This window comes from Mediterranea sp. ET5, from assembly GCF_023337025.1.
Taxonomy (GTDB): domain Bacteria; phylum Bacteroidota; class Bacteroidia; order Bacteroidales; family Bacteroidaceae; genus Phocaeicola_A.
In genome coordinates, this window is sequence record NZ_JAMBLN010000012.1 from 51,023 (window position 1) to 65,431 (window position 14,409).

General features: G+C 54.9%; 11 protein-coding genes and 1 tRNA gene. 2 read left to right on the forward strand and 10 right to left on the reverse strand.

Annotated elements, in window-relative coordinates:
* Positions 1-192 precede the first annotated feature (192 nt).
* The 5 genes from M3087_RS08675 to M3087_RS08695 form a co-directional block, all read right to left on the reverse strand.
* Positions 193-1,074 (reverse strand): helix-turn-helix domain-containing protein, encoded by an 882-nt coding sequence (locus M3087_RS08675; RefSeq protein ID WP_249095019.1) that lies wholly within the window; start codon positions 1,072-1,074, stop codon positions 193-195.
* Between the two features lie 56 nt (positions 1,075-1,130).
* A complete protein-coding gene (locus M3087_RS08680) occupies positions 1,131-3,593 on the reverse strand; it encodes a TonB-dependent receptor (protein WP_249095021.1) in 2,463 nt (820 codons plus the stop codon).
* A complete protein-coding gene (locus M3087_RS08685) occupies positions 3,590-4,084 on the reverse strand; it encodes a DUF4625 domain-containing protein (protein WP_022384315.1) in 495 nt (164 codons plus the stop codon). Before M3087_RS08685 ends, M3087_RS08680 begins: the two co-directional genes overlap by 4 nt.
* A gap of 87 nt (positions 4,085-4,171) precedes the next feature.
* On the reverse strand, positions 4,172-6,310 hold the full coding sequence (locus M3087_RS08690; RefSeq protein ID WP_249095023.1) for a TonB-dependent receptor: 2,139 nt from the start codon (positions 6,308-6,310) through the stop codon (positions 4,172-4,174).
* Positions 6,311-6,496: 186 nt separating this feature from the next.
* Positions 6,497-6,820, reverse strand: coding sequence for a hypothetical protein (locus M3087_RS08695; RefSeq protein ID WP_249095025.1), 324 nt, complete (start codon positions 6,818-6,820; stop codon positions 6,497-6,499).
* 233 nt (positions 6,821-7,053) lie between these two features.
* On the opposite strand from M3087_RS08695, the gene ahpC reads away from it, so the two are divergent.
* A complete protein-coding gene (gene ahpC / locus M3087_RS08700; RefSeq protein ID WP_022383295.1) occupies positions 7,054-7,620 on the forward strand; it encodes an alkyl hydroperoxide reductase subunit C in 567 nt (188 codons plus the stop codon).
* 725 nt (positions 7,621-8,345) lie between these two features.
* On the opposite strand, the gene M3087_RS08705 is transcribed toward ahpC, so the two are convergent.
* The 5 genes from M3087_RS08705 to M3087_RS08725 all read right to left on the reverse strand — a co-directional run bounded on the left by M3087_RS08705 (position 8,346) and on the right by M3087_RS08725 (position 12,488).
* Positions 8,346-8,419 (reverse strand) — tRNA-His (locus tag M3087_RS08705).
* A 93-nt stretch (positions 8,420-8,512) separates the two neighbouring features.
* A complete protein-coding gene (locus tag M3087_RS08710; protein WP_249095086.1) occupies positions 8,513-9,583 on the reverse strand; it encodes a CapA family protein in 1,071 nt (356 codons plus the stop codon).
* Between the two features lie 113 nt (positions 9,584-9,696).
* Complete coding sequence (gene folD, locus M3087_RS08715; protein ID WP_022384171.1) at positions 9,697-10,581, reverse strand: bifunctional methylenetetrahydrofolate dehydrogenase/methenyltetrahydrofolate cyclohydrolase FolD; 885 nt, start codon at positions 10,579-10,581, stop codon at positions 9,697-9,699.
* 35 nt (positions 10,582-10,616) lie between these two features.
* On the reverse strand, positions 10,617-11,963 hold the full coding sequence (ffh, locus tag M3087_RS08720; RefSeq protein ID WP_022384170.1) for a signal recognition particle protein: 1,347 nt from the start codon (positions 11,961-11,963) through the stop codon (positions 10,617-10,619).
* Between the two features lie 369 nt (positions 11,964-12,332).
* Positions 12,333-12,488, reverse strand: coding sequence for a hypothetical protein (locus M3087_RS08725; protein WP_249095027.1), 156 nt, complete (start codon positions 12,486-12,488; stop codon positions 12,333-12,335).
* 332 nt (positions 12,489-12,820) lie between these two features.
* Here M3087_RS08725 and M3087_RS08730 point away from each other — a divergent pair, with 332 nt between their 5' ends.
* On the forward strand, positions 12,821-14,371 hold the full coding sequence (locus M3087_RS08730) for a hypothetical protein (protein ID WP_249095029.1): 1,551 nt from the start codon (positions 12,821-12,823) through the stop codon (positions 14,369-14,371).
* Positions 14,372-14,409 lie beyond the last annotated feature (38 nt).

The window sequence follows — 14,409 nt, forward strand, 5'->3', positions numbered from 1 at the left end:
GTCGCTCAGCTGACTGCCGGGCAGTCGGGCAGATGCGGAAGCCTCATTAATAATATTAAGATTCAACTCACCAACCGGACGAGTGCCGTCCGATTGGTTTTGCAAAAGAACAGAAAAGCCCGTTTCGCCCTCCGTCTAAAAATCCAAAAGAGTTTGCATTTCGTCTTTCGTCCTCCCGGGGGCGGGCAAGGGTCAGATCTGTCCCTTCCGCGTCCGCCCTGCCCCCTTCTGCCTGATTTCATTGGGCGTGGCACCCAGGTTCCGCTTGCAGTAGGTCGTGAAGTGCGAGAAGGTCTTGAAGTGGTAGTCGAGCATGATTTCCTTGATTGACACCGAGGTGTTCCGCAACATGAAGTCTATCTCGTCCGACGTCCGCATCTGCAGCCAGCGGTAGGGCGTCTCGCCGGCAAAACACTTCTTGAACAGCTGGTTGAACACCGACTCGCTGTATCCGCAGAGCGTAGCCAGCTCCTTGGCGGTCCGGCAGGTCTTGTAGTGGGTCATGACCGCCACGAAGAACTGCAGGTCGCTGGAGAGTGCATCGCGGAAGATGGAGGCTATCTCCTGCTTGGAGTAGCACATCCGGAAGAGGGAGAACAGCTCATACTCCTTGGCATAGTGCAGGTCGGCATTGACCTTCCCGTGCTCCATGTAGTCCAGCAGTGAATCCAGGAAGGAACGCATCAGGGGCGTGATGGGCAGGGTCTCCAGCGGGTCTACCTCCTCCATGGAGATTTCCTTCAGGTAGGCGATGACGCGGCGGTGGAAGTAGGGTGCCACCATGTTGCAGGCATGGACTGCCAGCAGGACATCGTCCATCGCCTTGACCTTGCAGTGATGCAGACGGCTGACGAAGAAGAGCTCGTTCTCCATCACCATCCTCGAAGAGAAGTCTTTCTCATTCAACACATAGCACAGAGAGCCTTTCAACACAAAACAGACCAGGAACTCATCGTTCGCATTCAAGTCCGGGACGACCTTCCCCTTGCCCAGCCGGTAACAGCGGAACTGGCTGAAACGGGACAGTGCCAGAGGGTCATGGCATACATTCTTCAATAAATACAGGGTTTCCATAAGCTTATAGTTTCTTCTTGTTTAATCGACTGACGAGGGTTCATCCGCCCCGCCGTTCAGAGTCTCACGCAGATGCCTCCTCCCAGGCTGATGCCGGGCAAGGGCGCCAGGTAGCGCAGCAGGGAGTTCTGCGGACGGGCTTCGCGGTCCAGCAGGTTGGTCCCGTAGACATAGCACTCCACTCCCACACTGCCGACCGACCTCTCACAGGACAGCCGGGCGCTGAGCAGGCTGTAGGCGGGGAAGGCAAATTCATCGCTGATGTGCTTGCCCAGGTACTTCTGCCGGAGGTAATGGTCCAGCGCGACATGCGCCGTGAAGTGTCCGACGTGCCCCGACAAGCTTGCCCCCAACCGGCTTGTGGGCATGTTCGGCAGGAAGTCCCCCTCCGCCCAACGGCTCATCTCGCTGTCCGAGAGGTTCCTGCTCTTCACACGGTCGTAATATCCTCCGAGCTGCCAGCTGCCGAGTGACTTCAAGTCCGCTTTACCGACGAGCCGCACTTCCCAGCCGGACAGGAGGGCGTCGGCAGCCCGCCACTCCTTGACCGTCAGTCCTCCCCGCGACACACCGGTGTGCGCCAGGTAGAGATAGCCGTCGTAGTGCGTCCGGTACCAGTTGACCGTCACCTCGAGGTGCTTCGTCGCCAGTCCGCCTTCCACCTCCACCGCGTTGGCAATCTCCTTGCCCAGGCGGTCGTCGCCGTTCTCCTCGGTCACGATGGCATAATGGTTGTTCCCGGCATACAGCTCGTTCACCTCCGGGGCACGCTGGGAGTGGGTGAAGGACAGACGCAGGTAGGCAGGGCGCAGCACGTCGAGCTTCATCCCGGCACTGAACTGGTCGAGTCCGAACCGGCGCGGTGCACGTTCCCTGCCTGCCAGTCCGCGTCCCGGCTGGTAACCGTTCCCCTCCACCGCCCTGCGGCGGATGAAGTCGTGACGATAGCCCATCATCAGTTGCAACCAGGAGAAGTCCGCCCGTTCGTCGACGAAGAAGGCAAGTTCCCGGCTTCGGGTATCGGGCAGGTAGCGTCCCCTGCCCCGTCCGTCTATCCGACGGGAGTCATAGTCCATCCCGACTGTGCCGTTCAGGAAAAGCCACTCCTTCTGCGACAGCTCCAGCCGTGCCATCCCGCGCGAAGTCCCCAACCGGTTGACGGTCGCCTCGCCCAGCAGCTCCTTGTCAGATGCGAACTGACCGCCCAGGAGCAGCTTTGCCTTCCGGAAGAGCGGCATCTCCCCCGTCCAGCGTCCCTGCAGGAGCAGCAGGTTGGAGGTGGACCGCACGTTAATGGGCAGAAAGGGTTGCTGCACGGCAAAGAGGTGCACCGTCCCGTCGGCATGCGTATGGGTATGTCCCGCCTCGGGAATCTTCGCATACGCCGGCACCCCATAGTAGGCGTAGTCACACTGGTAGCCGATGCCGACTGCCAGCCGATCGTCCACATACGCCGTCCCCAGGTTCAGGGAGTTCGCCCGCGCATGGCTGTTGGGGATGACACCCCGCCGCATCGGTCCGTAGTCGCGGATGTCGCGGACCACGTCCCTGTAGCGGTCGCGCTCCGGGTCCTGCCCGGGAACGTAACCCGGATTGGGCGGATTGTCCTTATAGGAATAGGAGGCGGCATCGTAATAGCGCGCCTTGAAGGTCCACACATCCTCCGGCGAGAGTCCCCACTCCGGGTCGTTCAGGTGGTCGAGGACGAACCGGTCCATGTAGGGGAAGAGGGAGGTGTTGAGCACATGCTCGGCATCGACAGCCACTTGTGCCATCAGCTGCAGGTTCGTGTCAAAACCGACGATGGCAGGGTCATACACCCGCTCGGGCTTGCTGTTGCCGGGGATATGGCGGCGGGACACCCAACTGTTCATCCCGCCCAAGGTCCAGGTCCAATGTTGCGCGACCCGTCCTTCGGCAGCGAACGACTGACGATACCCGTTGTTAGTGCTCCCGTCCAGACAGGCAGAAACCGCCAACGGCTTCACCGGCACCGTCAGGGGGACCCGGTTGTCGTCCAGGTCCACGGCGCCGCCAATGGCCTTTCCACCATACAGCACCGTGGCAGAGCCTTTGTAAAGCGTCACGGAACGCAGGTTGTCCGGATTCAGGCTGACGTTGAAATCGGGACTAATCCCCGACAGGTCGTTCAGCGAAAGCCCCTGGTGCAGCACCTTGACACGGTTGCCGCTCAAGCCACGGATGACGGCGGCACCCGCGTTCGGTCCGAAGTAGCTGTTCTGCACACCCGGCACCCGGCTCAGGGTCTCGCCCAACGTAGCCGCCCGGCTCCACTTCAGCTGCTCGCCTCCGATTTCATCCCTGCCGGTCGCCACGGGAGCCTCTCCCTTCACGACCACCTCGTCCAGCATCACGGGCTTCAGCCTCCTGCCCAGAGAGTCCGGAGGCATCCGGAGGTCGTCAGCCGCCCGTCCGATGAGCGGAAGCATGACTGCCAGCCACACCGGCACGCCCCTTCCCGGTCGTTGCCGGAGCAATCCATTGAGAGCCCTCATCATGAAGCCTCCACGATTTTGATGCTCACCGATTTCAACTCCTGCCAGCCGGCACGGTCGGTCACCCGTATCATGAAGTGATAGTCGCCCGCGTCGATGTCGTCGGGAATGGGAATCTCCACCCGTGCATCGTGGCGCAGGCTGTGCGGCGGAATGGAGAAGTCCCGGTTGTAGACCCAGGGCTTCACCGGCTTCTTCACCGGGTCGAACGGACAGTCGCCCGCCTCGGTGCTATGGGTATGATGGTCGAAATTGTTATGCACCTCGATGTTATAGTTGCCCAGCTCCACATCGTCGGTGAACGCATAGTGGAACGGGATGACTCCCCCCTTCACATACACCTGACAATTGGTGGGGAAGGAATCGTCGAGCGTCTCGATGACAGGCTTCCGCAAGTCACCCTCTTCACTGCTGCAGGACGACAGTCCGCAGATACACACAGCCAGCAGACAGACTACTGCCTTAAACCTGGCGATACATACATTCTCTTTCATAGACTTATTGTTTTAGGGAAGGCAGGGAGCATCCATGCGACGCATCCCGCCTTCGGGTGTTATAAGTTCAGGGTATTCACTTTCCCGTCACAGTTCCATCCCCAGCAGGACGGAGAACTGACGTCCCGGTCCGGGCACATCAATCAGACGGTAGTAGCTCGTGGCATCGTAATAACGCTTGCCGAGCAGGTTGAGTCCCTGCACGTGCACGCTCATCCGATGTCCTTTCCAGGCAAAGGCTTTCCCGACAGACACATTCACCAGTCCATAACCCGCCGTAGGCAGTTCGGGAGGGACGATGCGGTTCCGCCTTCCGACGAGCGTATAGCTGCATCCGACGAACCCGTCCCCCGTCCCGTCCGCGGAAGGGAACACGTACTTCAACTCCAGTCCGGCTCTCCAGGGCGGCGAGAAAGGCAGGGCGGTCCCTTTGCCGGCACCCGAAAGCTGGACGGCATACAGGTACTCTCCCTGCACGCCGACTTCCAACCGAGGCAGCACCCAATAGCTTGCCCCGGCTTCAAAGCCCCAACGGAACACCCGGCTCTGGGTATGGACATACGTCTGCAAGCCCTCCGTATAGCCGGCTGTCGGCAGGAGATAGATGTAGTTCGGGAAATAGTTCACAAAGGGTTCGAGGTGGAGATGTGCCTGCTCCGTACGCCATGCCATGCCGGCATCCAGCTGGTAAGACTCTTCGGGCTGCAAGTCCGGCATGCCTTTCTCATAACGGAAGACGTGGTAGTTGACACCATCCGCCCCCACTTCCTGAGGCTGGGGGACACGGAAGCTCTTGCCCACATTGGCTTTCCAGGTCCATGCCCCCGACACGTAACGTCCTCCGACCGACCAGGTCAGGCTGCGGAACGTCCAACGGCCTTCAGGCGAACGCTCCTTATAGACCGAGTCGGCATCCGCCACCGGAGTGAGGAACCAGTCACGGTAACGGTGCACATGCAGACTTGCACGGTCCACACGGATGCCGGCATTCAGCGTCAGGGCATCCGACAGGGTATAGCGGTCGAGCAGATAGCCTCCCAGGGACAGCGCCTCAAAAGCCGGAAGGATGAACCCCCAACCACCGCGACGGTTGTGCTGGAAGTCCGCCGTCAGTCCGGCTTGCAAGCGGTGCCTTTCCTGGACGTCCACTTCCAGACCGATGCCGGCTGCCAGCGTCTGCTTGCGGAAGCTCCTCTCCACATTGCCGGGCGGAAGGGGCATGTAGCCATGGGACACCGCCTCCGACAGCTCCTTGCGCCAATTCGCCTGGTAAGCCACGCGGCTCTCCCAACGGACGCCCCCGGTCTGCCAGAGGGAGTGATTTGTCAGTTTCACATGATTCACCCGCTGGCAAGGCAGGTCGACATCACGCGACGAACGGTCATAATCGATGTCAGACAGTCGCACCTCCAATCCGTGTGCGTCGGCAAAGAAACCGCTCTCAAGATGCACCAGCGACGCATCGACCCGGGTGGAGAAGTTCTCGCCGGTATATCCCCAGGCCATGCTTCCGTCATACTCCCTGCCAGCCGTGTTCCGCAACCGACGCTTCCGCAAGGGAATCCGGTAGGAGTAATAACGGACGCTGTCTGTCGTCACCTTGTAGTCGGCATAATCGACCACCGTAAAGCATACCTTATAATAATGTCTCCCCCGACGTCCTCCGACACGGGCAGACAGCCCCGCCGAAGCATTCCCCGTCTGCGCAAACAGACGGACGCCTGCTTCGAAAGGCTTCATCGGCATGACACGACTGTGCAGACTGACGACTCCGCCAATGGCATCCGAACCATAGAACAACGCAGCCGGTCCCTTGATGATTTCCACACGGTCGACCGCAAACTGGTCAATCTCCAGTCCGTGGTCGTCGCCCCACTGCTGTCCCTCATGCCGGAGTCCGTTTTCCACCACCAGCACGCGGTTGAATCCCATGCCCCGGATGAAGGGTTTCGATTGTCCGGAACCGATGTGCATGGCACGCACGCCCGGCACTCCGTCCAGCGTCTGCATCAAGCTGCCCGCACGCTGCTCGTCCATCCGGTCCAGCCCCACACGGACGACGTTGAGCGAAGGGAGCAGACGGCTGCCTGCTTCCTCCCGTCCGCCGACCACGACAACCTCATCCAGCGTCACGCTCCTTGCAGCATGCGGTGGAATGGTGTCGGACGTCTCCGCCCGGGAATGCAACATAAAAAGGAGTAGAATGCCCACAAAAATGTTTCTCATTGCTTTTCACATAAATGAATACATATTCTCTCTGAGCGGACCGGGCAGGCACAATGCATCCCTGACGTAAATCCCGGCATCCGAAGAAGCCGGAACATACGGACACACCGTCCGATGCCTGTATCCGAACAGACTTACGGTAAAAATGTAATGATAGTAGGAAATTTGTTGTTCTTAGAGGGAAAATCAAACCAGAACAACAGGCGGGGCGCGAAGTTGAAAGAGGTGGATACACCTACGGTCCGGCATCGCCACATACAGGGAATATTCAGCTTCAGATACCGGAACAGCGACTTCCACTTGCAGCGACTCGGCTTCAGTGAAAGGTGAAAGCATGAAATGGCAGATGGGGCACTGTTCCTCGGAAGAATGCTCATGCCCGTCGGTACTCCGGCAAACATCCTGGGTGCACGTCCCGTGGTGATGAAGGGTCTTCACCACGAAGAAAGGCATGAGTACCAGGAACAGCATCCATGCCACGGCAATCCGGCGTTTAGCCGTTGTTTTCATTCCATGTTTCTTCGACATGCTGCAAATATAGAACTCTTATCGGGAAGTCTTGTCACATATTATCTTAATATACTGTATCATTTTACAAATATGCCTAACGGAAAACCGACGGACAGCTGTGGTTTTCGCTTTCCAATTGCCAACGCCCCTCAAAATACCTAGAAATGGTGATTGCAGCATTCAACCCCGCCAACTATTTTTGTACACGCTTAAACTTTTTAATTATTACAATTATGGAACCCATTATTAATTCACAACTGCCCGCATTCAAGGTGCAGGCATTTCATAACGGAGAATTTATCACGGTAACCAATGAAGATGTAAAAGGCAAGTGGGCTATTTTCTTCTTCTACCCGGCAGACTTCACCTTCGTATGCCCGACAGAGCTGCTTGACATGGCTCAAAACTACGACCAGTTCAAGGCAATGGGTGTAGAGGTTTATTCTGTCAGCACCGACTCACATTTTGTCCATAAAGCCTGGCACGACGCTTCGGAGAGCATCCGCAACATTCACTATCCCATGCTTGCCGACCCGACAGGTGCCCTGTGCCGTGCATTCGGTGTCATGATTGAAGAAGAAGGTATGGCTTATCGCGGCACCTTCCTGGTCAACCCGGAAGGTCAGATCAAGCTTGCCGAGATTCAGGATAACAACATCGGACGTAACGCCGACGAGCTCTTGCGTAAAGTGGAAGCTGCCCAATTCGTAGCATCCCACGACGGTGAGGTTTGTCCTGCCAAATGGAAAAAAGGCGCTGCAACCTTAAAGCCCAGCATCGACCTGGTGGGCAAACTGTAATCTCAATCGGATCAGAAACAGGTCGAAGTCAAGATGCAAGTACGGAGGGCAAACCGTACTTGCATGCTTGTTTTATATCAGGGGGTATTTAAATACTAAACCCTGAGCCTCCCAAAGTCAAGAAAACAAACTGAGCTAATTTTGCTTCCAAATTACTATCTTTGCGCCATCAGAGACAGTTGTATACAATGTAAAAGCTGTTCCTGTAGGTTGTGACTTGCTTCCAAATTACTATCTTTGAACCATCAGAGACAGTTAATCCTTATAAGTTTTAGGTGTTTTTATTGTTGTGACTTGCTTCCAAATTACTATCTTTGAACCATCAGAGACAGTCACTTGTCTATATCTCGCAAAAGTCCCACGGTTGTGACTTGCTTCCAAATTACTATCTTTGAACCATCAGAGACAGTACATTATACATTACTCTCTGATTACAAACAAATTATCACCTCTATTAGGAAAATAAAAAAGACTGTCTCAAAACAATAAATCCCACTCTGAAGTGGGATTTATTGTTTCCAAAAGAGTCCCATTATTAGGAATAAAGACAAAACGGATTTATAATCTATGGCTTTATGTTTCATATGGCAAAGATAAGATTTATCTGCCATTTGTTAAATCCCCAAGAAAACAAACTGAACCCTGAACCACTGAGCCGAATGTTCATGCTGGGCGAACCAAAGAAAAAACGCTAACTACTTTATTAGTAATTAGCGTTTCTTACGGGTGGCAGATGGGACTCGAACCCACGACATTCAGAACCACAATCTGACGCTCTAACCAACTGAACTACAGCCACCATGTATGTTTTGCTTTTGAGATATCGCTTTCTCAATTGCGATGCAAAGGTAGGCATTATTTTGAATCCTGCAAATAGTTTGGTCGATATTTTTCAGAAAACATACTCTTTTATGCCTCTATTGTACTTCTCGAACAGGCGACGGCTCTCGCCGACAAACGTATGAAGGCGCGTCCGCTCAGCCGGAGTAAGGTCTTGGGGAGGATTGGCGGCTGGATAAAGACGATATTGACTCTTGCCACTCAACACCGGACGTGATACCCACACCAGGCTATAGGCACAATTACTCAGGCGAGTGGTCTCCCCCTTCTTTGTCAACTGCAACCGGACCATCAGCCCTCCGTCTGTACCGGACTTTGACATGTTGCTGATGTAGTTGCCCAGTGAATAGACCACCAGATGGCGTCGGGAGCGCTCCTTCTCGTCTTCCCAGACCTCAATGGGCTGCACCACATGGGGATGCGAACCTATGATGTGGTCTACCCCTTCACGAATCAACCAACGTGCCAACTGACGGGTGGATGCCTCGGGCTGGCTCTTGTATTCCAATCCCCAATGCATCAACGCAATGATGGCATCGGGACGAAGCCGGCGGGCAGCCTGGATATCCTTGCGGATTTGCAGCGTATCAATGTAGTTGACCACTTGGGGAGGAGACACTTTCAGCCCGTTTGTCCCGTACGTGTAATTGAGGAAGACAATCCGCAGACCGTTCTGCTCCACCAGCAGCGGATAACGGTGGAAACGCTCCGCGGCATCACGGTAAGTCCCTGCAAAAGGAATACGGAGGGAGTCAAGCATCGAAATGGTGCGTGCCAGCCCTTTCTTTCCGCCGTCCAGGCAATGGTTGTTGGCAGTGACCAGCACATCGAAGCCGGCATCCTTGACCGCCTTCAGATACTCATCGGGGGCACTGAACTGCGGATAGCCCTTATAAGGCTTGCCTGCCAAGGTCACTTCCAGGTTGGCAACAGCCAGGTCGGCCTTCTCTATCTCGGGCTTCACCAGCGTAAAGCAGGAATCATAATTGTAACCGGTCGCTGTACGGGCGGCATCGATTTGCGCCTGATGCTGCATCAGGTCGCCGGCAAACAGCAAGTCGACAGTCTGTGCAGGGGCAGCATGCCACAGGATGCAGCCTAGAAGCAGGCATCCGCATTTCATCAATCGTTGCAGGAACATGGGGAGAAAAGTGAACGGGTGGATAAATGGGAAGGGGACAAGGCGACGAGAAATCTGTTCACTCGTCCGCCCGTCCCCTGAATTTCTTACAGTCTTCAATCCTTATAGACGGCTTTCTTGCCGGCAAGCAGGGTATTCTTCATCAACGACACAATCGTCATCGGACCCACACCGCCCGGCACCGGAGTGATAAACGAGCACTTCGGAGCCACTTCGTCAAACTTCACATCGCCGGTGAGCTTGAAGCCGGACTTACGGGTTGCGTCGGGCACACGGGTCGTACCGACATCGATGACCACGGCGCCTTCCTTCACCATTTCGGCTTTCACGAAGTTGGGCTGTCCCATGGCGGCAATGATGATGTCCGCCTCCTGACATTCCTTCACCAGGTCCTTCGAACGGCTGTGGCAGACGGTCACGGTCGCATCTCCGGGATAGGCTTTCTGCATCATGAGCGTAGCCATCGGCTTGCCCACGATGTTGCTGCGTCCGAGCACCACACACTTCTTGCCCGAAGTCTCGATGTTGTAGCGACGGAGCAACTCCAGGATGCCGTTAGGCGTAGCCGACACATAGCAGGGCAGTCCGATGGACAGACGTCCGACATTGATGGGGTGGAAACCATCCACATCCTTGCGGTAGTCAATCGTCTCGATGACTTTCTGCTCGGAGATGTGCTTCGGCAGGGGAAGCTGCACGATGAATCCGTCCACGTCGGCATCGGCATTCAGCTCTCTCACCTTGTCGAGCAACTCGGCTTCCGTCACATCCGCCTCATAACGGATGAGAGTCGATTTGAAGCCGCACTCTTCGCAGGCCTTCACTTTGTTTGCCACATACGTCTCACTGCCTCCGTCGTGACCCACCAGGATGGCAGCCAGGTGAGGACGCTTGCCTCCGGCAGCCACAATCTGTGCCACCTCTTCGGCTATTTCCTTCTTAATCTGTGCCGAAACGGCTTTTCCGTCGATTAGTGTCATAGCATCTATTCTTTTTTAATGTAACTTTTGCAAACTTACTTCATTTTCGGCATGCCCGGCATCTTCGGCATCCGTGCCATCATCTTGCCCATCTTGCTTCCGGTGACCATCTTCATCATCTTGCGTGTCTGGTCAAACTGCTTCAGGAGGCGGTTCACTTCCTGAAGGCTCGTTCCGCTACCCTTGGCGATGCGCTGACGGCGGGAGTTGTTCAGGATTTCGGGGTGTGTACGCTCCTTCGGCGTCATGGAGTAGATGATGGCCTCAATACTCTTGAACGCGTTGTCGTCGATTTCAATATCCTTGATGGCTTTACCCACACCGGGAATCATCGAAGCCAGGTCCTTCAGGTTACCCATCTTCTTGATTTGCTGGATTTGAGCCAGGAAGTCGTTGAAGTCGAACTGGTTCTTCTCGATTTTCTTTTGCAGACGCTTGGCTTCCGCCTCATCATACTGTTCCTGGGCGCGTTCCACCAGGGAGACGATATCACCCATGCCGAGGATACGGTCTGCCATACGGGCAGGGTGGAACAAGTCGATGGCTTCCAGCTTTTCTCCCGTACCGACGAATTTGATGGGCTTGTTGACCACCGTACGGATGGACAACGCAGCACCACCCCGGGTGTCACCGTCCAGCTTTGTCAGGACCACGCCGTCGAAGTCAAGGCGTTCGTTGAACTCACGGGCAGTGTTCACCGCATCCTGTCCCGTCATGGCATCGACCACGAAGAGCGTTTCATCCGGCTCGATGGCACGCTTGATGGACTCGATTTCGTTCATCATCTGCTCGTCGATGGCGAGACGTCCGGCCGTATCGACAATCACCGTGTCATACCCTTTCGCCTTGGCTTCCTGAATGGCATGTTGGGCTATCTCCACGGGGTTCTTGCTGTCCGGTTCGCTGTAGACAGGCACCTGCACCTGCTCGCCCAGCACCTTCAGCTGTTCGATGGCGGCAGGACGATAGACGTCGCAGGCTACCAGCAACGGCTTGCGTCCTTTCTTGTTCTTCAGCATCAGGGAGAGCTTGCCGGAGAAGGTCGTCTTACCCGAGCCTTGCAGACCGGACATCAGGATAACGGCAGGACGGCTCTTGAGGTTTATCTCCGCCGTTTCGCCACCCATCAGGGTCGTCAGCTCGTCGTGCACGATCTTCACGAGCAGCTGGCTCGGCTTCACGGCAGTCAGCACATTCTGTCCCAACGCCTTCTCCTTCACCGTGTCCGTAAAGGTCTTAGCCACTTTGTAGTTCACGTCGGCATCGAGCAACGCACGGCGTACATCCTTCAGCGTCTCTGCCACATTGATTTCGGTGATTTTGCCTTCACCTTTCAAGATTTTAAACGACCGTTCGAGTCGTTCACTCAGATTATCGAACATATATATTATCGCTTGTTTTGTTTTTTATTTCGTGTTCAATCCTATAGAATGTTGCAAAAGTACAAAAAACTTCAGAATCCACGACTACCCGGCTAAAGTTTCGCTATGCCCAACTCATCTGTTGACAAGGATTTATTTGACGAATCGCCCGAAAAGTCCAACTTTAGCCAACGCCCGCATTTGGGTGCAAGGAAGGGCGCCGTGGAGCGATTCGTTTGACATTTTGACATGCTGGCACTTCTGCTGGAGGGAGGGAACAACTGACGGATGGACGGACTTGCAGCTCCGCCTCCTCTTGCCGTGCTGCATGAGAAAGCCAATCACTTTCCAGGGTTGTACCAGCACTGATTGAAGTGCATACGACCGTATTCACCACCGGCTAAAGAAGAATACGGTCTCCTCCCTTGCAACGGCAATTTTGACTCTTGGCTCCCATTTATCCCCTGAATTCAGTCCAAAAGATACAAAAAAGCCCATAAGTTTCAAATAAAACTGTTTCAGTCCTTCCTTTTCTTCAGAATTCATGCCTTAGTTTTGTTTTTATCATTTATATTTGCAGGCGGTAAACATGGTTGAAGACCATGTACATGGGTATGACAAATCAGGATGTATCTCCGGTGCGTCCGATGATTGGTCCCGCCTGTCCCGGCAGGCCGTTTTCAATTGCCCAATTTCTCTCTCCATACTCTTTTCCTACACGGATGCTTCGAAAGACACTTCTTTTGAGCATCCGTGTTTCCTTTCTAACATCCCTTAATGATTTTGGAACAAATCAAGAGAATTCATTAATATTATTTCATACTTCTCACATTATTCCTTATATTTGCCCCAGCTGTAGGAAAAAGAGACTTTAAGATTTGACAGATGTCATGAGTCGGAAGCTGAAATCAAGAATCACCCTTACGCTTGTCTTCGTCCTTTGTTGTGTCGTGACAGGTGTGTTCTTCTATGCCCAGTTGAATCTGAAGGAGAAGAACCAGAAGGCCGACCTCTTTTCCCTCGTCCCCCTTCATGCACAGGCCATCATCGAAACCAACAACATCAACAGCCTCTTCCAGGCGTTGGAGGCCACTCCCTTTGTCGACGAATACGAACAGCTCCACTTCTCCGACCTCTTCAACTTCCTCAACCACAAGATTGATGAGATAGCTGAAGAGAAAGGTCACGGACTGAGCGTCCCCATGAGCAACGTACTCATCAGCTTCCACAATCCGGGACTGCCGGAGGACCAGGTCCTGTACGGACACCTGGGCAACGGCGACCGTAACCTGATGGAGGACATCCTCCGGGAACTGAGTTCCACAGGATATACACCGAAAGAAGTCTCCTACAAAGGAGAGAAAATCATCATCTATCCACTCGACAACGGGAAGTTCCTGGCATGCTTCTTCCAGCAGAACAGCTATGCCATCAGCTTCCAGAAGAAACTCATCGAGGCTGTCATCGATGCCGCGACCGACAAGGCGTCCATCCGCCACGATTCGCTCTTTGCGAAAATCTACCGACAGAAAAAGAGTGAGAATGCCACACGGCTGTATGCACGCACACGCCCCATCGCCGACTGGACACAGTATGACCTCCACCTGCAGGGGAATGCCATCTACCTGACCGGACTGTGCTACCGGGCGGAAGGCGACAAGGACTGTTACTACCCGCAGCTGGCACATGCACGAGTCCCGTTGCTGTCTGCCGATTTCCTCCCGACAAACACCTATACATTCTATCAGATGGGTATCCCGCAAATCCAACACCTGGTCGACGCGCTTGCCTGCCGGGACTCCATTGCCGGGAAAGATACCCTGACCGAGCGTCCCCTGCAACAGGCTTTCTATCGGTTTGTGGAGGACTACACACGCACGGAGCTGGACATCATCGGATTCCGGGGGAACGACTCCACGGAAGACCATCGGGTCATGTTACTGCCCCTGCGTTTCGAGCTGTCCGCCACGCGGGGTGCCTGGCAGAAGATAGCCCGAAGCGGCTGGAAGCGCATCTGGCACAAGGGACAGTCCTACCCCATCTACACGCTGCCCAACAACCGGCTAGCGAAACACCTGCTGACGGAACGTGCGGCTGAAGCTGACAAGCTGCACGCCATCCTCAACGAACAGTACCTTATCCTCTCCGACCGGGAAGAGGACCTGAGGGCTTACCTGAACAAGCGTTCCTACTCCGAGGTAGCCCGGGTGGCATGGACCGACTATCTGGACACATTGGCGCCGGAAGCAAACTTCACCTTCTTCGCCGACATGGAGGACATCTACCTCCATCCGAATGAGTTCAAGACGATTCTTCCACCCTTCTTCTTCAACCACCCGAAGTTCTTCGGCGATTTTACCATCACGCTCCAATTCATCGAGGCAAACGAAACACTCAACACCAACATCACACTGAACTTCAAGCACTGAGCGAGACACCGGACGGTTCAAGGGACAGAGGACCGGCT

Bases quoted from the DNA above. Each gene is read 5' to 3' on its own strand.
- M3087_RS08675 (WP_249095019.1), bottom strand. From the start codon at position 1,074: ATGGAAACCCTGTATTTATTGAAGAATGTATGCCATGACCCTCTGGCA.
- M3087_RS08680 (WP_249095021.1), bottom strand. From the start codon at position 3,593: ATGATGAGGGCTCTCAATGGATTGCTCCGGCAACGACCGGGAAGGGGC.
- M3087_RS08685 (WP_022384315.1), bottom strand. From the start codon at position 4,084: ATGAAAGAGAATGTATGTATCGCCAGGTTTAAGGCAGTAGTCTGTCTG.
- M3087_RS08690 (WP_249095023.1), bottom strand. From the start codon at position 6,310: ATGAGAAACATTTTTGTGGGCATTCTACTCCTTTTTATGTTGCATTCC.
- M3087_RS08695 (WP_249095025.1), bottom strand. From the start codon at position 6,820: ATGAAAACAACGGCTAAACGCCGGATTGCCGTGGCATGGATGCTGTTC.
- ahpC (WP_022383295.1), top strand. From the start codon at position 7,054: ATGGAACCCATTATTAATTCACAACTGCCCGCATTCAAGGTGCAGGCA.
- M3087_RS08710 (WP_249095086.1), bottom strand. From the start codon at position 9,583: ATGAAATGCGGATGCCTGCTTCTAGGCTGCATCCTGTGGCATGCTGCC.
- folD (WP_022384171.1), bottom strand. From the start codon at position 10,581: ATGACACTAATCGACGGAAAAGCCGTTTCGGCACAGATTAAGAAGGAA.
- ffh (WP_022384170.1), bottom strand. From the start codon at position 11,963: ATGTTCGATAATCTGAGTGAACGACTCGAACGGTCGTTTAAAATCTTG.
- M3087_RS08725 (WP_249095027.1), bottom strand. From the start codon at position 12,488: ATGAATTCTGAAGAAAAGGAAGGACTGAAACAGTTTTATTTGAAACTT.